This is a genomic window from Pseudomonas sp. 5P_5.1_Bac1 (assembly GCF_025466015.1).
Classification (GTDB): Bacteria; Pseudomonadota; Gammaproteobacteria; order Pseudomonadales; family Pseudomonadaceae; genus Aquipseudomonas.
Map to the genome: position 1 here is coordinate 56,580 of NZ_JANLNX010000094.1, position 25,970 is coordinate 82,549.

Annotated in this window: 23 protein-coding genes; 13 read left to right on the plus strand and 10 right to left on the minus strand. The window is 66.1% G+C overall.

Annotation, left to right across the window (positions count from 1 at the left end):
- Positions 1–8 precede the first annotated feature (8 nt).
- Positions 9–665: a helix-turn-helix transcriptional regulator gene (locus NTD82_RS20520; protein ID WP_262129984.1), complete on the plus strand. Its 657-nt coding sequence runs from the start codon at positions 9–11 to the stop codon at positions 663–665.
- Here NTD82_RS20520 and NTD82_RS20525 read toward each other — a convergent pair.
- Positions 625–1,548 carry a phosphate/phosphite/phosphonate ABC transporter substrate-binding protein gene (locus NTD82_RS20525; RefSeq protein WP_262129985.1) on the minus strand — a complete coding sequence of 308 codons (924 nt, stop codon included), beginning with the start codon at positions 1,546–1,548 and terminating at the stop codon, positions 625–627. The two genes, NTD82_RS20520 and NTD82_RS20525, sit on opposite strands and share 41 nt — an antisense overlap.
- Complete coding sequence (locus NTD82_RS20530; RefSeq protein ID WP_262129986.1) at positions 1,536–3,863, minus strand: putative bifunctional diguanylate cyclase/phosphodiesterase; 2,328 nt, start codon at positions 3,861–3,863, stop codon at positions 1,536–1,538. The genes NTD82_RS20525 and NTD82_RS20530 overlap by 13 nt, the downstream gene beginning before the upstream one ends.
- Positions 3,864–4,020: 157 nt before the next feature.
- Here NTD82_RS20530 and NTD82_RS20535 point away from each other — a divergent pair, with 157 nt between their 5' ends.
- The 4 genes from NTD82_RS20535 (at position 4,021) to NTD82_RS20550 (ending at position 7,888) form a co-directional block, all read left to right on the plus strand.
- A complete protein-coding gene (locus NTD82_RS20535; RefSeq protein ID WP_095157394.1) occupies positions 4,021–4,842 on the plus strand; it encodes a molybdenum cofactor biosynthesis F family protein in 822 nt (273 codons plus the stop codon).
- Positions 4,835–5,626, plus strand: coding sequence for an SDR family NAD(P)-dependent oxidoreductase (locus NTD82_RS20540; protein ID WP_262129987.1), 792 nt, complete (start codon positions 4,835–4,837; stop codon positions 5,624–5,626). Before NTD82_RS20535 ends, NTD82_RS20540 begins: the two co-directional genes overlap by 8 nt.
- Positions 5,623–6,378: an SDR family oxidoreductase gene (locus tag NTD82_RS20545; protein ID WP_262129988.1), complete on the plus strand. Its 756-nt coding sequence runs from the start codon at positions 5,623–5,625 to the stop codon at positions 6,376–6,378. Before NTD82_RS20540 ends, NTD82_RS20545 begins: the two co-directional genes overlap by 4 nt.
- Before the next feature lie 202 nt (positions 6,379–6,580).
- Positions 6,581–7,888 (plus strand): hypothetical protein, encoded by a 1,308-nt coding sequence (locus tag NTD82_RS20550; protein WP_410017072.1) that lies wholly within the window; start codon positions 6,581–6,583, stop codon positions 7,886–7,888.
- Positions 7,889–7,976: 88 nt separating this feature from the next.
- On the opposite strand, the gene NTD82_RS20555 is transcribed toward NTD82_RS20550, so the two are convergent.
- Both NTD82_RS20555 and NTD82_RS20560 read right to left on the minus strand, forming a co-directional pair.
- Complete coding sequence (locus NTD82_RS20555) at positions 7,977–9,086, minus strand: MFS transporter (protein WP_262130003.1); 1,110 nt, start codon at positions 9,084–9,086, stop codon at positions 7,977–7,979.
- Between the two features lie 84 nt (positions 9,087–9,170).
- Complete coding sequence (locus NTD82_RS20560) at positions 9,171–9,884, minus strand: alpha/beta fold hydrolase (protein ID WP_256587808.1); 714 nt, start codon at positions 9,882–9,884, stop codon at positions 9,171–9,173.
- A 302-nt stretch (positions 9,885–10,186) separates the two neighbouring features.
- Between NTD82_RS20560 and NTD82_RS20565 the strand changes: the two genes are divergently transcribed.
- From NTD82_RS20565 to NTD82_RS20575, 3 genes are all read left to right on the plus strand, one after another.
- A complete protein-coding gene (locus NTD82_RS20565; RefSeq protein WP_262129990.1) occupies positions 10,187–11,524 on the plus strand; it encodes an MFS transporter in 1,338 nt (445 codons plus the stop codon).
- A gap of 24 nt (positions 11,525–11,548) precedes the next feature.
- Complete coding sequence (locus NTD82_RS20570; RefSeq protein ID WP_262129991.1) at positions 11,549–12,808, plus strand: gallate dioxygenase; 1,260 nt, start codon at positions 11,549–11,551, stop codon at positions 12,806–12,808.
- Between the two features lie 105 nt (positions 12,809–12,913).
- Complete coding sequence (locus tag NTD82_RS20575; protein ID WP_262129992.1) at positions 12,914–14,158, plus strand: OprD family porin; 1,245 nt, start codon at positions 12,914–12,916, stop codon at positions 14,156–14,158.
- Here NTD82_RS20575 and NTD82_RS20580 read toward each other — a convergent pair.
- Positions 14,137–15,354 (minus strand): LysR family transcriptional regulator, encoded by a 1,218-nt coding sequence (locus NTD82_RS20580; protein WP_262129993.1) that lies wholly within the window; start codon positions 15,352–15,354, stop codon positions 14,137–14,139. The genes NTD82_RS20575 and NTD82_RS20580 overlap by 22 nt on opposite strands.
- Positions 15,355–15,606: 252 nt before the next feature.
- On the opposite strand from NTD82_RS20580, the gene galB reads away from it, so the two are divergent.
- From galB to NTD82_RS20595, 3 genes are read left to right on the plus strand one after another with little or no spacing between them, the layout of a single operon-like run.
- Positions 15,607–16,341, plus strand: coding sequence for a 4-oxalmesaconate hydratase (gene galB, locus NTD82_RS20585; RefSeq protein ID WP_262129994.1), 735 nt, complete (start codon positions 15,607–15,609; stop codon positions 16,339–16,341).
- On the plus strand, positions 16,338–17,060 hold the full coding sequence (locus NTD82_RS20590) for a 4-carboxy-4-hydroxy-2-oxoadipate aldolase/oxaloacetate decarboxylase (protein WP_262129995.1): 723 nt from the start codon (positions 16,338–16,340) through the stop codon (positions 17,058–17,060). Before galB ends, NTD82_RS20590 begins: the two co-directional genes overlap by 4 nt.
- Positions 17,057–18,133: a 4-oxalomesaconate tautomerase gene (locus NTD82_RS20595; RefSeq protein WP_262129996.1), complete on the plus strand. Its 1,077-nt coding sequence runs from the start codon at positions 17,057–17,059 to the stop codon at positions 18,131–18,133. Before NTD82_RS20590 ends, NTD82_RS20595 begins: the two co-directional genes overlap by 4 nt.
- Before the next feature lie 7 nt (positions 18,134–18,140).
- Here NTD82_RS20595 and ptrR read toward each other — a convergent pair whose 3' ends face one another.
- Positions 18,141–19,040, minus strand: a complete 900-nt coding sequence (gene ptrR, locus NTD82_RS20600) for a putrescine utilization regulator PtrR (protein WP_262129997.1) — start codon at positions 19,038–19,040, stop codon at positions 18,141–18,143.
- Positions 19,041–19,145: 105 nt separating this feature from the next.
- Between ptrR and NTD82_RS20605 the strand changes: the two genes are divergently transcribed.
- Positions 19,146–20,537 (plus strand): aldehyde dehydrogenase family protein, encoded by a 1,392-nt coding sequence (locus NTD82_RS20605; protein ID WP_262129998.1) that lies wholly within the window; start codon positions 19,146–19,148, stop codon positions 20,535–20,537.
- Between the two features lie 198 nt (positions 20,538–20,735).
- Here the strand turns inward: NTD82_RS20605 and NTD82_RS20610 are convergent, their stop codons facing one another.
- The 4 genes from NTD82_RS20610 to NTD82_RS20625 all read right to left on the minus strand — a co-directional run bounded on the left by NTD82_RS20610 (position 20,736) and on the right by NTD82_RS20625 (position 25,587).
- Positions 20,736–22,166, minus strand: a complete 1,431-nt coding sequence (locus tag NTD82_RS20610; protein WP_262130004.1) for an aldehyde dehydrogenase family protein — start codon at positions 22,164–22,166, stop codon at positions 20,736–20,738.
- Positions 22,167–22,172: 6 nt separating this feature from the next.
- Positions 22,173–23,672 (minus strand): purine-cytosine permease family protein, encoded by a 1,500-nt coding sequence (locus tag NTD82_RS20615; protein ID WP_262129999.1) that lies wholly within the window; start codon positions 23,670–23,672, stop codon positions 22,173–22,175.
- 126 nt (positions 23,673–23,798) lie between these two features.
- Positions 23,799–24,191 carry a YybH family protein gene (locus NTD82_RS20620; protein WP_371864311.1) on the minus strand — a complete coding sequence of 131 codons (393 nt, stop codon included), beginning with the start codon at positions 24,189–24,191 and terminating at the stop codon, positions 23,799–23,801.
- A gap of 169 nt (positions 24,192–24,360) precedes the next feature.
- Complete coding sequence (locus NTD82_RS20625) at positions 24,361–25,587, minus strand: benzoate/H(+) symporter BenE family transporter (RefSeq protein ID WP_262130000.1); 1,227 nt, start codon at positions 25,585–25,587, stop codon at positions 24,361–24,363.
- Between the two features lie 133 nt (positions 25,588–25,720).
- On the opposite strand from NTD82_RS20625, the gene NTD82_RS20630 reads away from it, so the two are divergent.
- The coding region (locus tag NTD82_RS20630; protein ID WP_262130001.1) for a winged helix-turn-helix domain-containing protein at positions 25,721–25,970 on the plus strand (250 nt) is incomplete at its 3' end.

Below are 25,970 nucleotides of genomic sequence, written 5' to 3' on the forward strand. Positions count from 1 at the left end.
ATGCCACGATGAACGCTGCCTACGAACTCGGTAACTACTGCCTGCACGCCTTCAGCCAGCAGGTACCCGCCAGCCTTGCCGCCTTCTACCGGGTCGACGAGCAGTTGCAGGCCTGCGATTTCCAGTTGCTGGGCATGCAGCCACCCATGCACCACCACTACCTCGAGCACTACCGCCATCTCGACCCGCTCAACCCGGACAACTGCCAGGCCATCGGCCTGCCGGTGGTGTCGCTGCGCCAGGGCTTGGCGCGCCACGATGCTGCCCGCGGCCGCGAGTACCTGGGGTTCCTGCGTCAGCACCGGGTGGTGGATGTGGTGGAAATCGTCGCCTGTGTCGACGAGCGTCCGGTGGCCGGCCTTTCGCTGCTGCGCGAAGGTGCGCTCGGCCCGTTCGAACCGAGCGAGCTGGAGCGCCTGTTGCCGCTGCACGGGCTGATGCAAATGGCCGCCCGGCAGTTGCCGAAAACCGCCCCGGACCGCCTCGCCGGACTGACCCCGCGTGAACGGGAAATCGCCCTGCTGTTACAGAACGGCGCCTGCAACAAGACCCTGGCCCGGCAGCTGGAGTTGGGTTTGCCGACGGTGAAGACGCACCTGATCAACCTGTTTCGCAAGGTCGGGGTCAAGAACCGGACGGAGTTGATCGGGGCGTTGTTTCTGTAGTGGGCGGAGGGGTGCCGGCAGACCTGCCTTGCATCATCCGCACCAGCGGCACGTACTCGGCACGACTGACCGGGGCGATGCCGCTGGCATCCTGCGAGGCCAGAAATTCCGCCAGGCCGTCCTGGTTCTCCAGCATCGCCGCACGGATGCGCGCCTTGTATTCACCGCACAGGCTGCCACTGAAGACGTAAGGGTCGTAATAGATACGCTCCGAACGCCAGAGCACGTTGAAGGTGTCGCGCTCGATGCGCCCGCTGTTGAGGTACGCATCAGCGCGCACGCTGGCGACGAACGCGGCATCCACCCGGCCCTCCAGCAGCGCATCCAGTGACTTGTCATGGGAGCCGGTAAACACCACCGAGCCGAAGAACTGCGCCAGCGGCTCGCCGACCTGGGCGGAGAACTCGACGTTGGGCACCACGCTGCCGGAGGTACTCGCCGGATCGCTCAAGGCGCCGCGCTTGCCGCGCAACGACGCTACGTCATCCGCCGTGCCGCGACGCGCCAGCAGCAGGGCCTGATAGTGATGCCCGGCCGGGGTGAAATAGCCGTTGTTGATGGTCAGGCTGGCGAACGGTTCGATGCGCGGGTCACGCTGCTGCGCCAGCACATAAGCGGCTGGCCCCAGCCAGGCGATGTCGACGCCGCCCGAAACCACGGCATCGACCACGCTCTCATAGGACGACGCTGGCACGATCGCCGCCGGGACGCCCACGGCGGCACTCAGCCGCTCCAGCAGCGGCTGATAATCCTTGATCAGCACCTCCATGCTCTTCTTCGGAATCACCGCGATACGCAGACTCGGCTGCAAGCACTGGGCCTGCGCGCTGGTCGTCAGCAATGCGCTCAACAGCAGGCAGGACAAGGTGTTCAGTGCTCGCATGCAGTCTCCGTCGCATCAATGAAAGGTGGGTATTGGTCGAGCTGCGCCGCCGTCAGCGGCCGGCTGAAATGATACCCCTGGGCAAAATCACAACCTGCCAGACGCAGGTAGACCACCTGCTCGCGGGTTTCCACGCCCTCGGCGACCACCTCCAGCCCCAGGCGCTTGGCCAGGATGATGGTGGATAGCACGATGGGGCTGTCGTCGTGGCTGTTGGAGAGCTGGGCGATCAGGGCGCGGTCGATCTTCAGGCGGTTGATCGGCAGCGCTTGAAGGTGGGAAAAGCCCGAATACCCCTGGCCGAAATCATCGAGGCTGATGCTCAGCCCGGCATCGCGCAGCACCTGCAGGTGCTTGATCGCCTGGCCTTCGTCATCCAGCACGGTGGTTTCGGTGATTTCCAGCTCCAACCGCGCCGGTTCGACGCCATGCCGGCGCAGCACCTCCAGCAACTGCGCGCTGAAATCCGGCTGGCGCAGTTGCAGCGGCGAGACGTTCACCGCCAGGCCCGCGTGGATGCCCCGCGCCTGCCAGCGCACCAGTTCTTCACAGGCCAGCCGCACCACCTCCCAGCCCAGCGCGACAATGAAACCGCTGCGCTCGGCGAGGGAGATAAAGCGGTCCGGGTAGAGCAGGCCGAACTCGGGATGCTGCCAGCGCACCAATGCTTCGTAGCCCACCACCCGCAGGGAGTCGAAGCGCACCTGCGGCTGGAAATGCAGGACGAACTGCCGCTCCTTCAAGGCCGGGCCGAACGCCTGCTCAAGGGCGAACTCGGCGACGTTGACCACGTTCAGCGAGGGGTCGAAAAAACGGTACTGCCCGCGCCCTGCCTGCTTGGCCGAGTACATCGCGGCATCGGCATGGCGGATCAGTTCGTCCACTGCCTGGCCGTCCCGCGGGCAGATGCTGACGCCGATGCTCGGGCTGCTGTTCAGTTCATGGGCATCCAGCGAGTAAGTCGCCGACAGCTTGTTCAACAGCATGCGCACCCAGGCGTCTATCTGCTCTTCACTGCGCGAGCCCGCCAGCAGCACGACAAACTCGTCGCCGCCAAAGCGCGCCGCCTCGTCACCCGGCTCCAGCGCCCGGCTGATCCGCCCCGCCACCGCCTGCAACAACAGGTCGCCGACCTTGTGCCCGAGCGAGTCGTTGATCGACTTGAAGCGGTCCATATCGATGAACAGAATCGCCAGCAAGCGCCGCTTGCTGCGCTGCTCGGCCAGGGCCCGCGCCGCCGTCTCCATGAACTGCCGTCGATTATGCAAACCGCTGAGGTGATCGGTCGCGGCCGCATGGCTGCTGCGCCGGTGCTCTTCCTCCAGGCGCTGGATCAACTGCTGGTTGATCTTCTGCGCCTGCTCCAGGGCGCTGAAGGCTTCCTGGCGCTTGCCCAATACCCGCCAGCTCCACAGCACCCCGGCGAGAATCAGCAGGGTCATGCTCAGGTTCAGCCACAACTGGTGGGCGTAGACCTGGCGCGACGGCGCGAGAATCTCTTCCTCCTGCTGGCTCACCACGACACTGAAGCCGCGTTGCGCCACATGGCGAAACAGACTCTGGTAATAGCCATCGACGCTGAACTGGCTGATCCGGCCCGACGCCTCGACGTCATGCGGCAGGTCGGGTTTCAGCGGCTCGCCCGCCACCACCACGCCACTGTTGCCGATGCGCAGCCGCTCCTGGCCGACGCGGTCGAGCAGGCGCATCAGGCCGCTGCTGCCCAGGTCGATGTTCTGGAACAGCACCGCCAGGTAACCGATGTCCAACTGCACCAGCAGGATGTTGCCAGTGCCGCCGCCGGCCGTGTCCGCCAGCGGCAGCAGAAACGGCAGGCGCCAATTCAGCTCGGCGGCCTGTCGGTCGAGGGCATCGAGGGGCGGCAGGAACGGCCTGACGCTGTAGCGATCGCCGTGCTCTTGCAGTTGCGCCAGCCATTGCGCGGGCAATTGCCGCGGCTCATCGGCATGGCTGGCATAAAGCACGCGACCGTCAGCGCTATACAGGCTCATGCGCTTGAGCACCGGATCCTCGGCGAGCATTCGCGCCAGGCTCCAGCGCCCTTGCGCCGGGTCGCCCATGTCGGTCTGCAATGCGCGGCCGATAGTCTGGGCGCGGTCGACCAACTGGCTGAGGTTCTCGGCCGCCATCGTCGCCAGATTGAGGTGCTCCGAAGCTTTGGCAGCCAGCGCCTCTTGCGCGGACGCCGCCTTCTGCTGGAAATACAGCACCCAGAGAAACAACAGGATGGCCACGGAGGACGACAGCAGGAGGAACTGGAGAAAACCCAGAGAGGACACGGACCGGCGGATCACCACATTTCATTCCTGCCGTTGAGTGATGGCACATTACTACCAGCGCGTGACAATCCCGTGACTGGCACACCACGCCACCTCAACCATCCGGTTGATACCGCATCACCCGCCCGCGCGGCACCATCACGGCTCCAACAACAACCACGAGCCACCTCCCATGACCACCCATTCCGACTGGATCACCGTAGGCGCCCTGGCCGAGGGCTTTGCCCCGGAAGCCTTCATCCTGCCGCAACTGGCCGAGCTGGCCGGCCAGCGCATGACCCTGAACTTCGCCAACGGCTGGTCGATCGAACACCGCTTCGACGCCGACCAACTGCACTGGCACGCCGCTGACGGCCACTCGACCGGCAGCGCGCCGTACCGCGCCACCTCGGTGCGCCCGGGCATCGTCCTGGTCGACTTCCTCAAGACCGAGCACAGCCAGACCTGGTCGATCACCCTGGTGCTGGACACCCTGAGCCAGTCCTTCACCGCGGTCATCGGCAACATGCCCAGCGCCGAAGAAACCCGCGAAGGCATGTACTCGCGCGCCCTGTCCGGCAAGAACCTGACCGCCGTCGAGGCGCAGTTCCTCCACGGCACCCTTGATCGCCCATGGCAGGACGGCGCCTGCCCGCACGCGCCGACCCGCGAGCTGGTGGGTATCCGCAACCGCTACCGCTACAGCCCGACCGAGGAATACGAGCACATCTACCTCAACGAGCACTACTACACCTGGCAGTGCCTCAAGGGTGTCGAGAAGGGTCTGTGCGACACCGACCGCTGCCACTACTACAAGATCACCGACGAGCTGTATCTGTTCGTCTGGCGCGAGAAGATCATCCCGACCCTCGGCCTGGTGATGATCGACCTGCGCGAGCACCGCAGCGACGGCAAGATCTTCGGCTACGCCGAAGGCAGCTTCGACGCCTTCAGCAACTTCCCGGTGTCGTCCTACTGCAACCTGATCAACACCACGGACCACGGCCATGACTAAGACCGTGCTGATTACCGGTGCCGGCACCGGAATCGGCGAGGCCTGCGTCCAGCGCATGGCGGCGCTGGGGCACAACCTGGTGCTGGTGGGCCGGCGCCGCGAGGCGCTGGAGCGGGTGGCCGCCGGTCACGACGCCCTGGTGCTGGCCGGCGATGCCGCCGACAGCGCGGTGTGGGCCGGTTTCATCGAGCAGATCCGCGCCCGCTTCGGCGGCCTCGATGCGCTGATCTGTTGCGCAGGCGGTCATGGTTTGGGCAACGCGCTGGAGACCAGCGATGACGCCTGGGACGCGGCGATGCGCGGCAACCTGCACAGCGCCTTCCACAGTGCCCGCGCCTGTTTGCCGCTGCTGATCGAACGGCGTGGCAGCATCGTCCTGCTCGGCTCCATCGCCTCGCTGGCGGCGGGCCCGCAGGTGTGCGGTTACACCACCGCCAAGCACGCGCTAGTGGGGCTGAACCGCTCGCTGGCGCGGGACTTCGGGCCGCAAGGCGTGCGGGTCAACTGCGTGTGCCCGGGCTGGGTGCGCACGCCGATGGCCGATGAAGAAATGCAGCCGCTGATGGAGCACTACGGTGAAGACCTGGATGCGGCGTATCGCCGGGTCACCGCCGATGTGCCGCTGCGCCGCCCCGCCAGTGCCGACGAGATTGCCGCGCTGTGCCAGTTCCTGGTCAGCGACGACGCCTCGATCATCACCGCCGCGGTGATCGCCGCCGATGGCGGGTCGACCGTGGTCGATGTGCCGACCCTGGCCTATACCCGACTGGAGAATCCGTCATGAATGCCACCTTCGATTACCACGGGCAGCAGGTGTTGGTCACCGGCGGTGCCCAGGGCATTGGCCGGGCAATTGTCGAGGGCTTCGCCCGCGGCGGTGCCGAAGTGCTGATCGCCGACCTCGACCTGGCCGGCGCCCAGATGCTGGCCGACAGCCTGCGCGCCGAGGGTCTTCTGGCTCAGGCGGCGGGCATCGACCTGGCCGACCGCGAGGCGATCTTCACCTTGCTCGACGGCCTGGAACGCCTCGATGTGCTGGTGCACAACGCGGCGTATTTTCCCCTTACCCCGTTCGAGCAGATCAGCGAAGCGATGCTGCGGCGCACCCTGGATGTAAACCTGTCGGCGCTGTTCTGGCTGACCCAGGCAGCACTGCCGCTGTTCCGCCGCCAGGGCCGCGGCAACGTGCTGGTGACCTCCTCAGTGACAGGGCCACGGGTGGCCTATCCGGGGCTCAGCCACTACGCCGCGTCCAAGGCCGGAGTCAACGGCTTCATCCGCAACGCCGCGCTGGAACTGGCGCCGCTGGGCGTGCGGGTCAACGGCGTGGAGCCGGGGATGATCCGCACGCCGGCCATGGACAACCTCGGTGACGCCGACCTCAGTGCGCGGATTGCCAGCGGCGTGCCGTTGGGGCGGCTGGGCGAGCCGGCGGATATCGCCGCGGCCATGTTGTTCCTGGCCTCGGACAATGCCGGCTATGTCACCGGGCAGACGCTGATCGTCGATGGCGGCGCGACGCTGCCCGAGTCGTAAGTCTGCGGGAGCGAGCGTGCTCGCTCCCGCAATCAAAAGCTGGCGACCCCAATCAACTCTGCTGGCAGCCACGAACAAGACGTACGCCCACCGACAGCGCCCTAATACCTCGTCACGGAGCATTCGTCGACGGGGCCGGGCCAGGGCGCGGCCATCTGCCAATAACAACTGGGGAATCACAATGGACAAACAGCATCGCCTGATGCCGATCGCGCGGGCCGTCGGCCTGAGCCTGGTCACGCTCGCCGCCGCGCAACCGGCACTGGCTTACGAACTCTACGCGGACGACGACACCCACCTGAACGCCGACATGCTCGCCGTGTTCGGCATGTTCAACAGCCGCAAGAACTACGACGGCACGGCGGGCGGCTCGACCTGGCGCGAAGGTTTCATCAAGTACGGCGTCAGCGGTGACCAGGGCCTGGGCGGCAATGGCACGTTGTACGGCACCTTCAATCTGGTCAGTTCGGCGACCTGGGGCGACGGCGACGCCGCCGGCAACACCGACGGTTCCGAGCGCACCACCAAGATCGAAGACGCCTTCCTCGGCTGGCGCTCCGGCGATCTGTTCCCGGCCCTGGGCAAGGACGGCGTGGACTTCTCTGCCGGTCGCCAGGTGGTCAAGATCGGCAGCGGCTTCCTGATCAACGACGACGGCCCGAACCTCGGCAAAGGCCCGGCCGACGGCGACCTCAACCGTGGCGGCGCCTACTACCTCGCCGCCCGCCACGCTTTCGACCGCACCGCGGTATTGAAACTGGGCGGCCAGGACGGCCTGCACGGCAGCGTGCTCTGGCTCAAATCCGACAACCGCGCCCAGGCCGAAACCGAACTGGCTGCCGGCACCCTGGACTACACCACCGACGCCGGCACCCTCGGCCTGACCTGGGTGCATGGCCTCGACGTCACCGACCAGTGGGCCAGCGACTTCCAGAAAGAGCGCGAGAACATGGACGTCTACAGCGTCCGCGGCGAAGGCAGCGCCGGCATCGAAAACGCCAGCTTCGCCTTCGAATACGCCTGGCAGGACAAAGACGCCGGGCCGGAAAAAGCCTGGTACGCCGAAGCTGGCTACACCTTCGCCGACGTGGCCTGGGCGCCAAAACTGAGCTACCGCTACACCCGCTACTCGCAAGGCTGGGACTCGCTGTTCACCGGCCTGAGCACCGGCTACGGCACCTGGTTCCAGGGCGAAGTGGCGGCCAACTACTCCGGGCCGTTCAACAGCAACACCGGCGTGCACCATGTCGGCCTCAAGGCCACGCCGCTGGAGAACCTCACCGTCGGCGCGCTGTACTTCGACTTCCACACCCTGCGCACCCGCGACACCCTCAACCTCGATGCCCGCGAGCTGGATTTCTATGCCGAATGGGCGGTCAACGAGCACCTGATCATCAGCCCGGTGATCGGCCTGTACCAGCCGAAAAAGGATGAAACCAACGGCGGCAATCAGGTGGGCGGCAATGGCACCAACGTCTACAGCCAACTGACAGTAGCGGTGCCCTTCTAAACACCCAACCCCTGTAGGAGCGAGCTTGCTCGCGAAGGCGTGCAACCCAAGCCCCGCCAATCTCGCCCCGCAGGTTTATGAACGCGCACTACAACCGCCGCATCAACATCCCCACCAGCAGCACATTCACCCCCGCCAATCCGGCCATCACCCCGAGCACCGCGCCCGGCCCGGCGCTCTGCAACAGCCAGCCGCCAACCAACGGGGTCGCCGCCTGCCCGACCAGCGACGGCAACGACATCTTGCCCATCAGCAGCACATAGTTGCTCGGCGACATCAGCACCAGCGGCAACAGCCCGCGCACAATGGCCCGCAACCCGTTGCCGAAGCCATACAACACCAGCCCGAGCAAGGTCGCCGCCGGCACCAGCGCCACCAGCAACAAGCCGCTCGCCACCAGCACCACTGAAATCAACGTGGTCCACAGCGGATGGCGCTTGCGAGCGAAGATCTGCACGATCCGCGAACCCACCTGACAAGGCCCCAGCACCGCCGCGAAGCCGATGGCCGCCACCAGGCTGTGGCCCTGCCCTTGCAGAATCGACACCAGATGCACCGCCACCGCCGTCATCAACACCGCGCCAATGGCGAAGATCGTGGTCAGCAGCCAGTAGACCTGCGGGTCGACCCGGTCCTCGGCGGCCTGTTGCGCCTTGCTGGCGATCTTGATGCCGACGCCCGCCGGCAGCGCCCGCCAATACAACGGCGCCACGCTGAGCAGCAACACCACGGCGTAGGCGACGCAGGTCATGCGCCAGCCCAGATGCTCGATCAGCAGCGCCACCAACGGCCAGGTCAGGGTCGAAGCGAACCCCGAAATCAGCGTGATGCCGGTAATCGCCCCGGCCGCCTTTTCGCCGTACAGCGCACCGAGGCTGGCAAACAGCGCTTCATACAACCCCAGCGCCATGCCCACGCCGATCACACCCCACGCCAGCAGAAACCAGCCCAGCGACGGCGCCGCTGACATCAGCAGCAAGCCCACAGCAACCACCGCGCCGCTGCTGGCCAGCACCGGTCGGCCGCCGAAACGGGCGATCAACCGGCTGGTCAACGGCGCCAGCAAGGCCGATACCAGCAAGCTCAAGGACAACGCGCCGTACACCCACTGGAGGGCCCAGCCGGTGTCGCGAACGATTGGCGCGGCCATCACCGCCAGCAAGAAGAACGAACCGCCCCAGACCAGAATCTGCAGCAGGCCGAGCAGGAAAATACCGGACAGGCCGGGTGTATCAGCGGGGTCTTTCACAAGGACTTCCGGGGGACAACGGGATAAACGGAATCAGGCATCGAAGGCGCCGGCCAGCCACTGGGCGAGCAGTTCGCTGGTGCGTTGGGGATGCTCCAGCGGCGGCAGGTGGCCGCACTCGCCGATCACTTCCAGGTGCGCGCCGCGGATGCCCTCGTGCATCAGTCGGGCCTCGGCCAGCGGCGTGATTTCGTCCTGTTCGCCGAACAGCACCAGGGTCGGCACGCCGATGCTCGCCAACAGCGGCCGGTAGTCGGCGCGGTCGATGATTGCCTGCTGCTGGCGGATAAAGCCTTCGCGGCCAATATCGTCAGCCATCGCCATCACCACCTGCGGCACACAGGTGTCGAGCGCGCGGGCATGCATCAGGCGCGGCAGCAGTTGCGGCGTTACCCCCTTGAACTTGCCCAACCCGGCCAGTTCCAGCAGACCGCGACGCACGCGGGCGCGTTGCGGGTCGTCGGGGCGGGCCATGGTGTCGAGCAATGCCAGACGCTCGACCCGCTCCGGCGCACGGCGCAGGATCTCGAACGCGACATAACCTCCCATCGACAGCGCCGCCAGGGCGAATCGCGGCGGCGCCTGTTCCAGCACGCGCTCGGCCATGGCGACGATGGACGCGTCCTGGCTGAGGTCGGGAATCAGCACCTGGCGGGAAGGTTCGAACGTGGCCTGGGCGTGGGCCCAGAGGCGGTGGTCGTTAAGCAGACCGGGGAGCATGACGAGCGGAAGGTTGTTGCGGGACAAGCGGGAAACTCCTGGGGATGCCGGGCGGGAAGGCTTGGAATAGAGACGGTGGCGGGCAGTTTATACAGAATGTGTCTATGGATGTTGGGATGAGGCCCCGCGCAGCCAAGAAGCCTCAAGCTCTCAACCACCCTCATAAACACATTCGATACCTTCTTAAGCATTTCCCAGAGGCGCGCCCAAAGCCTCCGGCCTTACAGTCAAGCCTCGCCGCATTGCGGCCAGGTGACCCTGCACCGGCCATCAGCATTTTCGAAGGCTGGCGCGCTGTTCACCCCTACAAAAACAAAAGGTGAATCCGAATGCTCAATGAATCTGTCGACGTCAAGGCGTGGATCGACAACCGCCCCGTGGCGGGCTACCAATGGCTGATCCTCGGCCTGTGTTTCCTGATCGTGCTGTTCGATGGTTTCGATGTCGCGGTCATGGGCTTTATCGCGCCGTCGCTGATGCAGGAGTGGGGCCTGTCCCGCGCCGCCTTCGGCCCGGTGATGAGCGCCGGGATGGTCGGCCTGGCCATCGGCGCGCTGACCGCCGGCCCCTACGCCGACCGCCTTGGCCGCAAGAAGGTGCTGCTGATCGCGGTCACCGGTTTCGCCATTCTCAGCCTCGGCTGCGCCTTCGCCCGCAATCCCTGGGAGCTGGCCGGCCTGCGCCTGCTGATCGGCATCGCCCTCGGCGCGGCGCTGCCCAACTGCACCACCCTGCTCAGCGAATACCTGCCCGAGCGCAACCGCTCGCTGCTGATCACCCTGATGTTCACCGGCTTCAACCTCGGGTCCGGCGGCGGCGGTTTTCTCGCGGCCTGGCTGATCCCCTCCTACGGCTGGCAAGCGGTGCTGCTGGCCGGCGGGATCCTGCCGCTGCTCCTGCTTCCATTCCTGTGGGCGCTGCTGCCGGAATCGGCGCACTTCCTCGCCGTGCGCAAAGCCCCGGCCGAGCAGATCGCCAAGGCCCTCGGCAAGCTCGGCGGCCGCTTCAACGCCGACACCCGTTTCCACGTCGCCGAGCCGCCGCTGCAAAGCAAGGCGCCGGTCAGCCAGTTATTCCTGCCGCGCTATCGCCTTGGCACGCTCGCCCTGTGGCTGACCTATTTCATGGGCCTGCTGGTGATCTACCTGACCATGGGCTGGCTGCCGACCCTGCTGCGTGACAGCGGCCTGAGCATCGAACGCGCCGCAACCATCACCGGCCTGTTCCAGATCGGCGGCACCGTCGGCGCGCTGGTGGTGGGCTGGATCATGGACCGCCGCAACCCCAACGGCGTGATCGCCACCGCCTATGTGCTCGGCGGCTTGTGCATCCTGTTGCTCGGCGCCTTCAGCCTGGAATCCAGCCTGCTGGCCGTGGGCGTGCTCGCCGCAGGCTTCTGCATGAGCGGCGCGCAGACCGGCCTCAACGCCTTTGCCCCCGGCTACTACCCCACCGAGTTCCGCGCCACCGGCGTAAGCTGGATGCTCGGTATCGGTCGTTTCGGGGCGATCTTCGGTTCGCTGATCGGCGGCGCGGTGCTCAGCATGGGCCTGGGCCTGCCGCTGCTGTTCACCCTGCTGGGCACGCCGGCGTTCATCGCCGCCGCCGCCATTCTCACCAACGGCCATGCGCGACGCCGCGCGAGCCAGGCGCTGCTGGCGCACTAACCTTTCATTTCCAAGGAACTCGTCATGGCACGAATCATCGGCGGCCTCGCCGTCTCGCACACCCCGACCATCGGTTTCGCGGTCGACCACGACAAACAGGACGAAGCCGCCTGGGCGCCGATCTTCGAGAGCTTCAAGCCGGTCAAGGCCTGGCTGCAGGCGCGCCAGCCGGATGTGCTGTTCTACATCTTCAACGACCACGTGACCTCGTTCTTCTTCGACCACTACAGCGCCTTCGCCCTCGGTGTCGACGAGCAGTATGGCGTCGCCGATGAAGGCGGCAATCCGCGCGAGCTGCCGGCCATCGGCGGCCACGCGGCGCTGTCGCGACACATCGGCGAGAGCCTGATGGCCGACGAGTTCGACATGAGTTTCTTCCGCGACAAGCCGCTGGACCACGGCTTCTTCTCGCCGATGTCGGCGCTGCTGCCCTGCGACAACGGCTGGCCGGTGCAGATAGTGCCGTTGCAGGTGGGCGTGTTGCAGTTCCCGATCCCCAGCGCAGCGCGCTGCTTCAAGCTCGGCCAGGCGCTGCGCCGGGCCATCGAGAGCTTCCCGCAAGACCTCAAGGTCGCCATCGTCGCCACCGGCGGCGTGTCGCACCAGGTCCACGGCGAGCGCTGCGGCTTCAACAACCCGGAGTGGGACGCGCAGTTCATCGACCTGTTCGTCAACGACCCGGTGCAACTGACCCGCCTGACCCAGGCCGAATACGCCACCCTCGGCGGCATGGAAGGCGCCGAGGTGATCACCTGGCTGATCATGCGCGGCGCGCTGTCGGCCACCGTCGAGCAACTGCACTACGACTACTACCTGCCGTCGATGACCGGCATCGCCACGCTGCTTCTGGAAAACCGTGATCGCCCGGTGCCGGCCGAGGTCAACGCCCGTCACCTGGCGCATATGGGGCATCAGTTGGAGGGCGCCGAAAAGCTCGAAGGCACCTACCCCTTCACCCTTGAGCGCAGCGCCCGCGGCTACCGCCTGAACAAGTTCCTGCACCGCATGATCGAGCCGGCCTGGCGCGCGCGCTTCCTGGCCGAGCCCGAGGCGATGTACGCCGAAGCCGCGCTCAGCGAAGAGGAACGCGACCTGCTGCGCCGTCGCGACTGGCGCGGGCTGATCCAGTACGGCGCGATCTTCTTCGTGCTGGAAAAACTCGGCGCGGTGCTGGGCATTTCCAACCTGGACATCTACGCCGCCATGCGCGGGCAGAGCCTCGAAGACTTCATGAAGACCCGCAACCAGCAAGTGCTCTACTCGGTCGCCGGCAAGGCCGACTGATCCACCCCTCGCCCCGGCCACCGGGGCGATAACCCCAGACGTTGCCTGCCTGCGCACTTGCGCCGGGCGGCAGCGCCGTGTCCAACGAATGGAATAACAACAACAATGAAGACCACCCGCGACTTCCCGATGCTCACCCTGGCCCTGGCCTGCGCCCTGCCCGCCCCGGCCATGGCCGCCGGCTTCATCGACGACGCCAGCAGCACCCTGACCCTGCGCAACTTCTACCTCAACCGCAACTTCGTCGACACCGCAAGCCAGGGCAAGGCCGAGGAATGGACCCAGAGTTTCCTTCTCGACGCCAAATCCGGCTTCACCCAGGGCACCGTCGGTTTCGGCCTCGATGTGCTCGGCCTGTACAGCGTCAAGCTGGACGGCGGTCAGGGCACCACCAACACGCAATTGCTGCCGGTGCATGACGGTGGCCATCCCGCCGACGATTACGGACGCCTGGCGGTAGCCGGCAAGGTGCGGCTGTCGAAGACCGAACTGAAAGTCGGCGAATGGTCACCGGTGTTGCCGATCCTGCGTTCCGACGACGCCCGCTCGCTGCCGCAGACCTTCCAGGGCGCGCAGGTCACCTCGAAGGAAATCGACGGCCTGACCCTGTACGGCGGGCAGATGCGCCAGAACAGCCCGCGCAACGATGCCAGCCGCGAGGACATGTCGCTGTTCACCCGCCCAGGCTTCACCTCGGACCGCTTCAACTTCGCCGGCGGCGAACTGCGCTTCAATCAGGAGCACACCCTGGTCGGCCTGTGGAGCGCGGAGCTGAAAGACATCTATCGCCAGCAGTACCTGACGCTGCAGCACAGCCAGCCGGTGGGCGACTGGGTACTGGGCGCCAACCTCGGCTACTTCCTCGGAAAGGACGATGGCGCCGCCCGCGCCGGTGAACTGGACAACCGCACCGCCAGCGGGCTGTTCTCGGCACGCCATGGCGGCAGCACGTTCTACCTCGGCCTGCAGAAAGTCATGGGCGATGACGAGTGGTTCCGGGTCAACGGCACCAGCGGCGGCGTGCTGGCCAACGACACCTTCAACTCCAGCTACGAGAACGCGAAAGAGCGCTCGTGGCAGGTTCGCCATGACTACGACTTCGCCGCCCTCGGCGTCCCCGGCCTGACCCTGATGAACCGCTACCTGCAAGGCCACGACGTGCACAACGCAGTCACCAACGACGGCCACGAATGGGGCCGCGAAACCGAAGTGGCCTACACCGTGCAGTCCGGCGCGCTGAAGAACCTCAACGTCAAATGGCGTAACTCCAGCCAGCGCCGCGACTGGGGCAGCGGCACCCGCTTCGATGAGAACCGGCTGATCTTCAACTACCCGTTCAAGCTGCTCTGAGCCGGTAGCTCGGCGACCACCTGGCGAATCGTTGCCATCAGTGCCTGCGCCAGCGGCGAGTGCAAGCTCGCCGTGCGGCAGGTCAGGCCGATGGCGCGGGTGGTACGGGCCAGCGACAACGGCAGGATGCACAGCTCGTCGCGCTCGATTTCATGCTCCAACTGATGCGCCGAAACGATCGCCAGCATGTCCGAACGCAGCAACAGGCCGCGGATAATCGCCAGGTCCGCGCTTTCCACCCGTGGCCGCGGCGGCGCCAGCCCTTGCGCGCTGAAGCTGTCGTCCACCAGTTGCCGTGCCGGCGAGCCCGCCCGCGGCAGCACCCATCCCGCATCCGCCAGGGTCTCGTCGCTCAACGGCTGCCCGCGCAGCGGATGCTCGCGCCGCGCCAGCACCACCATGTCTTCCGACCACAGCGCCTCGCCACTCAGGTCGCTGGCATAACTGCTGCCACGCAGGGCGCCGAAGATGAAATCCACATCGCCCGCGCGCAGCTCGGTGGCCAGCAGGTCGAACGGGCTTTCGTTGGTGATGACATGGATGCCGGGGTGCTCGGCGGTCAGGCGAACGATGGCCTCGGGCAGGATCCGCGTGCGCCCCAGCGGCAGCGCGCCGACCTGCACCACGCCTTGCAGGCTGCCGCGCAAGGCGCTGAGGTCGGTGTCGATATGGCGCAGCTCGTTCAGCGCGCGACGGATCGGAAAGACGATTTCCAGGCTCGCCCGGGTCGGCTGCAAACCCCGTGGCGTGCGCTCGAACAGCGAGCGCCCGGCGCCGCCTTCGAGCACCTTGAGCGCCGCGCTGACCGCAGGCTGGCTCAGGCCGAAATGGCTGGCGACGGTCTGCATATGACGGCTTTCGCAGAGTTTGGCGAACACCTGCAAGCGCCGCGCCTGGAACAAGTACAGCGGCTCCACGTTCTCGGCGCTGCCCAGCAGGCGCGGCACCGTGTCCAGCTCCGCCAGCACTCGCCGCGCCCGCGGCAGAATGTGCGCGCCCTGGTTGGTCAGGCGCATGCCGTTGGCGTGGCGCTCGAACAGCGGCACTGCGAGGTGCGCCTCCAGTTCGGAGATGGCCCGGGTCACCACCGACTGGGCGCGGAACAACGTCTCGCAGGCCCGAGAAACACTGCCCAGGTCCGCCACCCGAACGAACGCACGGACCTGCATCAGGTTGATCAGTTCGTCGGTCGGCATTTTCCTGGTCCTCTGGCGGTGGTGTCTGGTAGGCCGCAATCGCTGCGGTTCGGCGTCCCACAGGTTCGCTGCAGGCCTTAGCTGGTGGGGCCGCCATAGGTTCGTCGGGACCCAATATCCAGCAAGCGCGGGACTATGCGCCCAAGCCCCCTTCAGAGCAATAAGCAAAACGCATACCCGGCTCAGCCCTACGCATTACTCCGTTTTCGACCCGGCTGACATCCTTGGACAAAACGCACAAGGAGCCTTGCAATGTCCCAGGTCCAGAAAACCGCGCTGGTCGTCAGCGCTCACTCCGCCGATTTCGTCTGGCGCGCCGGCGGCGCCATCGCCTTGCATGCGCAGCAGGGTTACGCGGTGCATATCGTCTGCCTGTCGTTCGGCGAGCGCGGCGAATCGGCCAAGCTGTGGCGCAAGGGCGAGATGACCGAAGACAAGGTAAAGGCCGCCCGCCGCCACGAAGCCGAAGCCGCCGCCGAGGTGCTCGGCGCCAGCGTCGAGTTCTTCGATATCGGCGACTACCCGATGCGCGCCGACAAGGACACGCTGTTTCGCCTCGCCGATGTGTTCCGCCGCGTGCAACCGGAGTTCGTCCTCAGCCACTCGCTGAAAGACCCGTACAACTACGACCACCCGCTGGCCATGCACCTGGCCCAGGAAGCGCGGATCATCGCCCAGGCCGAGGGCTACCGGCCGGGCGAGAAAATCGTCGGCGCACCGCCCGTGTACAGCTTCGAGCCGCACCAGCCCGAGCAATGCGAATGGCGCCCGGACGTGCTGCTCGACATCACCGAGGTGTGGGACCGCAAATACGCCGCCATCCAGTGCATGGCCGGCCAGGAACACCTCTGGGAGTACTACACCCGCGTCGCCCTGCAGCGCGGCGTGCAGGCCAAGCGCAACGTCGGCATCGCCTCCAGCCGCGACATCGCCTACGCCGAGGGCTACCAGAGCATCTTCCCGCGAGTTACGGAGAACCTGGCATGAGCGAACTGATCGGCAAGACCGGCTACGTGGTGCGCAACATTCGCCGCGCCGAACCGGATGTCATCGAGACTCTCGGCCGCCTCGGCGTTGCCACCGTCCATGAAGCCCAGGGCCGCAAGGGCCTGCTGGCCTCGCACCTGCGGCCGATCCAGCAGGGCCGTGCAATCGCCGGCTCGGCGGTGACGGTACTGGTGGCGCCGGGTGACAACTGGATGTTCCACGTCGCCGTCGAGCAGTGCCAACCCGGCGACCTGCTGGTGGTGGCGCCCAGTTCGCCGTGCACAGACGGTTACTTCGGCGACCTGCTCGCCACCTCGCTCCAGGCTCGCGGCGTGCGCGGGCTGGTGATCGACGCGGGCGTGCGCGACAGCCAGACCCTGCGGGAAATGGGCTTTGCCGTGTGGTCGCGAGCGATCAATGCCCAGGGCACGGTCAAGGAAGTGCTCGGCTCGGTGAACCTGCCGCTGCTCTGCGCCGGCCAGATGATCAATGCCGGCGACGTGGTGATTGCCGACGACGATGGCGTGGTGGTGGTCCGTCGCACCGAAGCCCGCGACGTCGCCCAGGCCGCGCTGGCCCGCGCCGAGCTGGAAGAACAGAAACGCCTGCGACTGGCCAATGGCGAGCTGGGCCTGGACATCTACAGCATGCGCCCGCGCCTGGAAGCGAAAGGCCTGGTCTACGTCGACAGCCTCGACGATCTGGAAAATCGCCTATGAGCCAGCGCCGCATCCCCTGCCTGCTGATGCGCGGCGGCACCTCGAAGGGCGCCTTCTTCCTCGCCGACGATCTGCCCGCCGATCCCGCCCAGCGTGATGCTGTGTTGCTGGCGGTGATGGGCTCGCCGGATGCGCGGCAGATCGACGGCATCGGCGGCGCCGATCCGCTGACCAGCAAGGTCGCGATCATCCGTCTCAGCAGTCGCGCCGACGCCGATGTCGACTACCTGTTCGCCCAGGTGCTGGTGGACGAAGCGCGGGTGGACCTGGGCCAGAACTGCGGCAATATCCTCGCCGCCGTCGGCCCGTTCGCCATCGAACGCGGCCTGGTGCCGGTGCGTAGTGACAGCACGCCGGTGCGGATCTTCATGGAAAACACCGGACAGGTCGCCGTCGCCCACATTGCCACGCCCGATGGCGCGGTCAGCTACGCCGGCGACACCCGCATCGACGGCGTGCCGGGCAGCGGCGCGGCGATCGTCATCGCTTTCAAGGACGTCGCCGGCTCCAGTTGCGGCAGCCTGCTGCCCACCGGCGCGCCCCGCGACAGCTTCGACGGCGTCGAAGTAACCTGCATCGACAACGGCATGCCGGTGGTGCTGGTGCGCGCCGAAGACCTCGGCCGCAGCGGGTACGAAAGCCGCGAGCAACTGGACGTCGACAGCGAGTTAAAAGCACGACTGGAGTCAATCCGCCTGCAGGCCGGCCCGCGTATGCACCTGGGCGATGTCAGCCAGCGCAACGTGCCGAAAATGTGCCTGGTGGCGGCACCGCGCGCGGGCGGCAGTATCGCCACCCGCTCGTTCATCCCTCATCGCTGCCATGCCTCCATCGGCGTATTCGGCGCGGTCAGCGTGGCCACCGCCTGCCTGATCGAAGACACCGTGGCCCGGCCGCTCGCGCACCTGCAGTCGGGGCCGCTGCATCGGGTGTCGGTGGAGCACCCGAGCGGTGAATTCAGCGTGGAGATCCGCCAGGAAGGCGGGCGCATCGTCAGTTGCGGGCTGGTGCGCACGGCGCGGTTGTTGTTTGAAGGAACGGTGTTTGTGCACGAGTCCTGTGGCTCTGCGTGATGACGGTTTATCCGTTGGCAACGACCGCGTCATCAGCCTCCAGCACATCACCGCGCTCGCGCAGCAACTCGACGAAGGTGCTCAGGCAGCGCGACATCATGCCCTTGCGCCACACCAGCCAGGTGCGCAGATAACGGAAGCGCTCAGACAACGGCCAGACACTGACCGTACTGCAACCCGGCATGCTGTCCAGCATGCTGCGCGGCATCAACGCCAGCCCGGCCCCGGCGCTGACGCAGGCGAGCATGCCGTGGTAGGACTCCATTTCGAGGATCTTGCCCGGCACCGCTTCGTCCTGGGCGAACCAGCTTTCGAAGTGATGGCGGTACGAGCAGTTGGCGCGGAAGGCGTAGATGGTCGAGCCGTTGACCTCGGCGGCGCGTTGGATGGGCCCGTGGTTCAGCGGCGCGATCAGGACCATTTCCTCGGTAAACACCGGCACCCCTTCCAGCGCCGGGTGCAGCACCGGGCCGTCGACAAAGGCGGCGCTCAGTCGCCCGGCCAGCACGCCATCGATCATCGCCCCTGACGGCCCGGTGCTCAGGTCCAGTTCGACCTTGGCGTAACGCTGGTTATAGGCTGCCAGCAACGCCGGGATGCGCACCGCCGCGGTGCTTTCCAGCGAACCGAGGGCGAAGGCGCCCTGGGGTTCGTCGCCGGCCACGGTCTGCCGCGCCTCGGCCACTAGGTCGAGAATACGCCGCGCGTAGTCGAGGAAATTCCAGCCGGCCGGCGACAAACGCAGGCGGCTTTTCTCGCGAATGAACAGATCCGCCCCCAGTTCCTGCTCCAGTTGTCGGATTCTTGTGGTCAGGTTCGACGGCACCCGATGAATGTGCTGAGCCGCGGCACTGATGCTGCCCTGCTCTGCCACGGCCTTGAACATCTCCAACTGCACCAGATCCATAGAGTCATTCTCTCTGCGTGAATGTTTCGCTCAGTATTATTCAGTTCAAGGGAAAGACACAACGCAGTAGGCTTCGATCCATACACCGTCCATGAGAACTCCAAAATGACCGTGATCAGCCACCAGACCCATGCCTTGTCGATCAATCCCGCCACCGGCGAGCAGATTGGCCACTATCCCTACGAAAGCGCCGCCGTGCAGGACGCCACCCTCGCTCGCGCCGCCGCCGGCTACGCGGCCTGGCGCCGCACCCCGGTCGAAGCCCGGGTCGAACGCCTGCTGGCGCTGGCCGGCGCGCTGCGCGACAACGCCGAAGCCATGGCGCGGATGATCACCGCCGAAATGGGCAAGCCGATCGCCCAGGCCCGTGGCGAAATCGAGAAATGCGCCCAGCTCTGCGAATGGTACGCCGACGCCGGCCCCGCCATGATCGTCCCCGAAGCGGCGCCCGTAGCGGTGGGCAAGGCGCGCATCGAATACCGTCCGCTGGGCCCGATCCTCGCTGTGATGCCGTGGAACTTCCCGATCTGGCAAGTGCTGCGCGGCGCGGTGCCGACGCTGCTGGCCGGCAACGTCTACGTGCTCAAGCACGCGCCGAACGTAATGGGCAGCGCCTACCTGCTGCTGGACGCGATCAAGCGCGCCGGCTTCCCGGAAGGCGTGTTCGAAGTGCTCAACGTTACCCCTGACGGCGTGTCCGCCGCGATCGCCGACCCACGCATCGCCGCCGTCACCCTGACCGGCAGCGTGCGCGCCGGCATCGCCATCGGCTCACAGGCCGGTGCCGCGCTGAAGAAATGCGTGCTGGAACTGGGCGGCTCCGACCCGTTCATCGTGCTCAACGACGCCGACCTGGACGAAGCGGTGAAAGCCGCGGTCATCGGTCGCTACCAGAACACCGGCCAGGTCTGCGCCGCGGCCAAGCGCCTGATCGTCGAGCAAGGCGTGGTGGAGGCTTTCACCGCGAAATTCGTCGAAGCCACCCGCGCCCTGGTGGTGGGTGATCCGGACAACGCCGACACCTACATCGGCCCGATGGCCCGCTTCGACCTGCGCGACGAACTCGACGGGCAAGTCCAGGCAACCCTGGCCGAAGGCGCCACCCTGCTGCTCGGTGGTGGCAAGGCCGAAGGCATTGGCAACTTCTACCAGCCGACCGTGCTGGCTGACGTGACCGACCAGATGACCTCGTTCAAACAGGAACTGTTCGGCCCGGTGGCCTCGATCATCACCGCCCGCGATGCGCGGCATGCGCTGGAACTGGCGAACGACAGCGAGTTCGGCCTGGCCTCCACCGTGTACACCGCCAACGCGGCACTGGCCGAGCAACTGGCGGACGAGCTGGATACCGGTGGTGTGTTCATCAATGGCTATTGCGCGAGCGATCCGCGGGTGACGTTTGGTGGCGTGAAGAAGAGTGGTTTCGGGCGGGAGCTGTCGCACTTTGGTGTGCGCGAGTTCTGCAATGCGCAGACGGTGTGGCTGGATCGGAACTAAGAGAAAAACGTGTGGAGGCTGGCTTGCCAGCGATTGAATCCCCAGCTTCCTTTCTCCTTGTTCGTGAACCGGCTATCAAAGGCGGTGCTGCTGAGGGCCTCATCGCCGGCAAGCCGGACTCCCACAGGATTTGCGGTGTACTCAATTCCTAGTGGGGGCTGGCTTGCCAGCGATGAAGGCAGACAGGACGTGGAGATATCACCCCAGGCAACGAGTCACATGCTTGACCGACTGATACGCCGACAACCCCCAAGGCCCCAGCTCGCGACCAATGCCGCTGCCTTTGGTCCCGCCCCATGAGGTTTCGACGAACACCGCCTGGATCGAGTTGATCCACACATGCCCCACTTCCAGCGCATCGGCAACCCGCTCGGCGCGCTGCAGATCCGCACTGACCACGGTCGCGACCAACCCGAAGCGGCTGTCATTGGCCAGGGCAATCGCCTCGGCTTCCGTGCTGAAACGCTGGCTGCACAGCACCGGCCCGAAGATTTCCTCGCTCCACAGACGGCTGTCCGTCGGCACATCGGCGTACAACGTCGGGCTGACGAACCAGCCGGCGCGGTCCAGCGGCTCGCCGCCCGTCAGGCACTTCAAGCCTTCTTCCCTGGCCACGGCAAAGTACGCCGCGACTTTCAGCCATTGGCCCTGGCTGGTCAGCGGGCCCATGTCGACTTCTTCGGTCAGCGGGTTGCCGACCCGCAGTTGCCCCAACGCCACCTGCAACTTCGCCAGCAGCGCATCGGCGATGCCATCCTGGATCAGCAGGCGCGAGGTGGCCGAGCACATCTGGCCGGCGTTCCAGCAGATACCCGCGACGATCCACTCCACCGCCTGATCCAGGTCGCAGTCATCGAACACCACGATCGCCGACTTGCCACCCAGTTCAAGCGTGACCGGACGGCACTGTGCCGAAGCACTGCGCATCACCTGGCTGCCCACCGTGTTGCTGCCGGTGAACGACAGTTTGTCCAGGCCGTTGTGGTTGCTCAGGGCGATGCCGGTTTCGGCCTTGCCGACGACGATATTCAGCACCCCCGCCGGCAGGCCCAGGGCCTCGGCGATCTGGCCGTAGCTCTGTTCGATCAGCGGTGTGATTTCCGAGGGTTTGAGCACCACGGTGCAACCGGCAGCCAGGGCCGGGGCGAGTTTCCAGGCGCTGGTCACCAGCGGGAAGTTCCACGGCACGATCAGGCCGACCACGCCCACCGGCTCCAGCCGGGTGCGGGCGCTGAAGCCCGGCGCGACCAGGGCGACGTTCGGGTCTTTCTGCGCCTGTTGCTCGATCAGGTCGGCGTAGTAGCCGAAGGTGGCGACGGCGTCGTCCAGGTCTACCTCGGCTTCAAAGCGCGGCTTGCCGTTGTTGCGCATCTGCAGGGCGATCAGTTCTTCGCGGCGCTGGCCCAGTTGCTCGGCGAAGCCGCGCAGGTAACCGGCGCGCTTTGCCACGTCCAGTGCTTTCCAGGCCGGCAGCGCCTTGCACGCGGCGACCACGGCGTCATCGACCTGGGCGGCGCTGGCGGCCTGCAGTTCAGCGAAAGGCTCGCCCAGGGACGGGTCGAATACCTTGATGCAGTCGGCAGTGGCGCCGTCTACCCAGCGGCCATCGATGTAATGAGTCATGTGCAGCTCCAGTCAGGCCGTTTCGGCACGGGTCAGCGGCGCCTGCGCCACTGGTTTTCGGAATACCCAGCGAGGGCCCTTGGGGCCAAACACCGCGGCGGGCTCGGGAAAGAGGTTGATCAGGGCCAGGTACAGCACGGCAGCCATGCCGAGGGTGATCGGCAGGCTGATGTCGATGCCGCCGGCCAGCTCGCCGAGGGCACCAACGAACTGCCCCGGCAGGTTGACGAAGCACAGGCCGACCAGCGCGCTGGGGATCCACGCGCCCATGCCGCGCCAGTTCCAGCCATGGGTGAACCAGTAGTGACCGCCGCGCTCGCCGCGGGTGAACACTTGCAGGTCATCGGCGTGGTAGAAGCCACGGCGGGTGATCAGGCCGAGGATCATGATGATCATCCACGGGCTGGTGCAGGTGATGATCAGCACCGCGAAGGTGGACACGCTCTGCACCAGGTTGAAGGCGAAGCGACCGATGAAGATGAAGGCGATAGCGGCGACGCCGATCAGCAAGGTCGCGCCGGCGCGGCTGAGCAGGCGCGGGAACACGCTGGACATGTCCAGGCCGGTGCCATACAGCGCCGTGGTGCCGGTGGACATGCCGCCGATCACCGCGATCAGGCACACCGGCAGGAAGAACCAGCTCGGCGAAATCGCCAGCAGGCCGCCGACGTAGTTGTTCGCCTCGATGTACTGCGGCGCGTGGCTGGCCACCAGGGTGGCGGTGCACAGGCCGAACAGGAACGGAATCAGCGTGCCGACCTGCGAGGCGATCACCGCCAGCATGATCCGCGACTTCGGCGTTGCGCGCGGGATGTAGCGCGACCAGTCGCCGAGGAAGGCGCCGAACGACACCGGGTTGCTCATCGCCAGCAGCGCCGAGCCGATGAACGCCGCCCAGAAGCCTGGCTGACCGAGGTTGACGCTGCCGGCAAAGCCCGCGTCGAACGGGCCGGCGAAGGCGACGATGCCCAGCAGGAACATCAGGCTCGATGCCCACACCGCGATCTTGTTGACCCACAGCATGAAGCGGAAACCGTAGATGCACACCACCAGCACCAGCACCGCGAACAGGCCGTAGGCCAGGCCCAGGGTCAGGTCGGTTTCCGGCAATCCGGCCAGGCGCTTGGCGCCGCCGACCAGGGCGTCACCGGAGCTCCACACTGACAGCGAAAAGAACGCCACGGCGGTCAGCAGCGATAGGAACGAACCGACGATGCGCCCGTGCACGCCGAAATGCGCGCCGGACGACACCGCGTTGTTGGTGCCGTTGAGCGCGCCAAACAGGCCCATCGGGGAAAGGATCAGCGCACCGACGCCGACTCCCAGCAGGATCGCCCAGACCCCGGCCTGGAACGACAAGCCGAACAGCACCGGGAAACTGCCCAGTACCGCGGTGGCGAAGGTGTTGGCGCCGCCGAAGATCAGGCGGAACAGGTCCAGCGGGCTGGCACTGCGTTGATGATCGGGAATCTGTTCGACCCCGTTGGTTTCGATCCGCGTCGATTGGCTCATGGTGATGCTCCAGCGCCTGTCTTGATTGTTATAAGGCTGGCGCGCAGGCGCCGCCCTCTTGTCTGCCCCGCGGATCGCTCCGCGGGTGAGTGCGTTGGCAGTAGCGGCAAGGCCGCCGAAATAAAATCAAGCGTCGCTGAGGACCGACAGGTGCTCGTGACAGGCCAGCCAGCGTTCGCCGTGCTGGCGGAAGACGATGGTTTCCCGTTCCTGCAACCGGTGTTCTTCACCGCCGAGGCGGATGTGGGTGGCGACGTCATGCATGAAGATCGCCACCTCGCCTTGCAGGCTGACCTGGCCATTGCTGGACTGGCAGCCGAGCACGGCGAAGCCTTCGGCCTGCCATTGCTGCCAGACCTGTTCATAGGCGTGGCGCGAGGTCAGCGGCTGGGCAAGGGTGTGGAACAGGAAGGTCGCGTCTTCGCTGAAGCAGGCGAAGTAGCGGGCGGTGTCATTGCTGGCGAAGGCATCGACCAGGGCGGCGGCGGCCTGCAATACCTGATGTTCGCGCGAGGGAATCTGGGTCACGGAGGCGGTACTCACGATTTTTGTAGTTGTCGTGAGGGATTCTGGCGAGGGGCCTGCGCGGGAAAAATCGCTGATGACAAATAATCAGTTCAGGAATTTCTGAACCATCGTGCCGAGGATGACCCGGGAGTGCGCCCGCGAGCGCACTCCGACACACCGGTCAGTTGACTGCTTCACCCTCCGCTGCGGACGCTCGTCGGCGCGGCAGGCGGCCATTGAGCACGGCATGGGCGCCGAGGCCGATAAGCAATCCCCAGAACGCGCCGCCAATCCCGAACAGGGTGATGTTGGCGGCGGCGGCGAGGAAGGTGATCAACGCGGACTCGCGGGTGCGGGCGTCGGCCAGGGCACTGGCCAGGCTGCCACCGATGGTGCCCAGCAGCGCCAGCCCGGCCAGGGTGGTGATAAAGCTGGCCGGAAACGCCATGAATACCGCCGCCAAGGTCACGCCGAAGATGCCGACCACGATATAGAACAGCCCGGCAGCAATACCGGCGATCCAGCGCCTGGAGGGCAGTTCGTGGGCTTCCTTGCCGGTGCAGATTGCCGCGGTGATCGCCGCGATATTGAACGCGTGGGAACCGAACGGCGCCATCAGCAGCGAACCCAGCCCGGTCACGGTGACGATCGGATTGGCGCTGGTGCGAAAGCCGTCATTGCGCAGCACCAGCATGCCGGGCATGTACTGACCGGTCAGGGTGATCAGAAACAACGGCATGGCCACGCTGAGCAACGCGTTGAGGGAAAACGCCGGCGCGGTGTACACCGGGGCGGCGAACTGCAACTGCAGTCCGGAGAAATCCAGTCGTCCCTGGGCCAGCAACAGGACCATCCCCAACGCGAGAATCGCCACCACCGCGTAGCGCGCGGTGAAGCGCTTGAACGCCACATAGACCGCGATCAGCACGCCCGCCAGCAGCGGATCGACGCTGACGCTGGCAAACGCGCCAATACCGAACGGCAGCAGGATGCCCGCCAGCAAGCCTGCCGCCACGCCGGGCGGCACCAGGCGAATGACCTTCTCGAAACAGCCGGACAAGCCCAGCACCACAAAGGCCGCCGCGGAAATCAGATACGCCCCCACCGCCTCGGCATAGGGCGTGGTCGCCAGCGCGACCACCAGAAACGCTGCGGCTGGCGTCGACCAGGCGGTGATGATCGGCTCTCGCGTGGCCCAACTGAGCAGCAACCCGGTCACCCCCACGCCGATCGACACCGACCACACCCATGACGCCGTCAGTTCCGGGCTCAAACCCGCCACCCGTGCGGCCTGGAACACCAGGATGAAGGTGCCGCCATAGTTGACGATGACTGAAATCAGCCCGGCGATGATCGGGTGAATGAGGTCGCCCGGCCCCGGCCGGGCAATGGAAGTTTTTGCTGACATGGCATCTGGCTCCTGACAGGACGGGCTGACGGGCCCGAACGGGGAGCATTTATAGCTTCGCAATGGCCTGCCGTGCCCCTACACTTTGCAGCCAATCAGCAGACCACTTCACCGCGCAGGGAGCGCCGATCCGATGGCCAGCACCTTCGAACTCGAAACCTTGAACATGCGCCTGGGCGCCGCCGACCTGCAGCCGCTCGACCTGCACCAGCGCATCCAGCGGGCCTTGCGCGCCTTGATTCTCGAAGGTGCCCTGGCGCCCGGACTGAAGCTGCCGGCCAGCCGCGTCCTCGCCGGGTCCCTTGGGGTTGCCCGCGACACGGTGGAAAACGCTTATGTGCACTTGCACCGCGACGGTTTCATTACCCGCCGCGAAGGCTCCG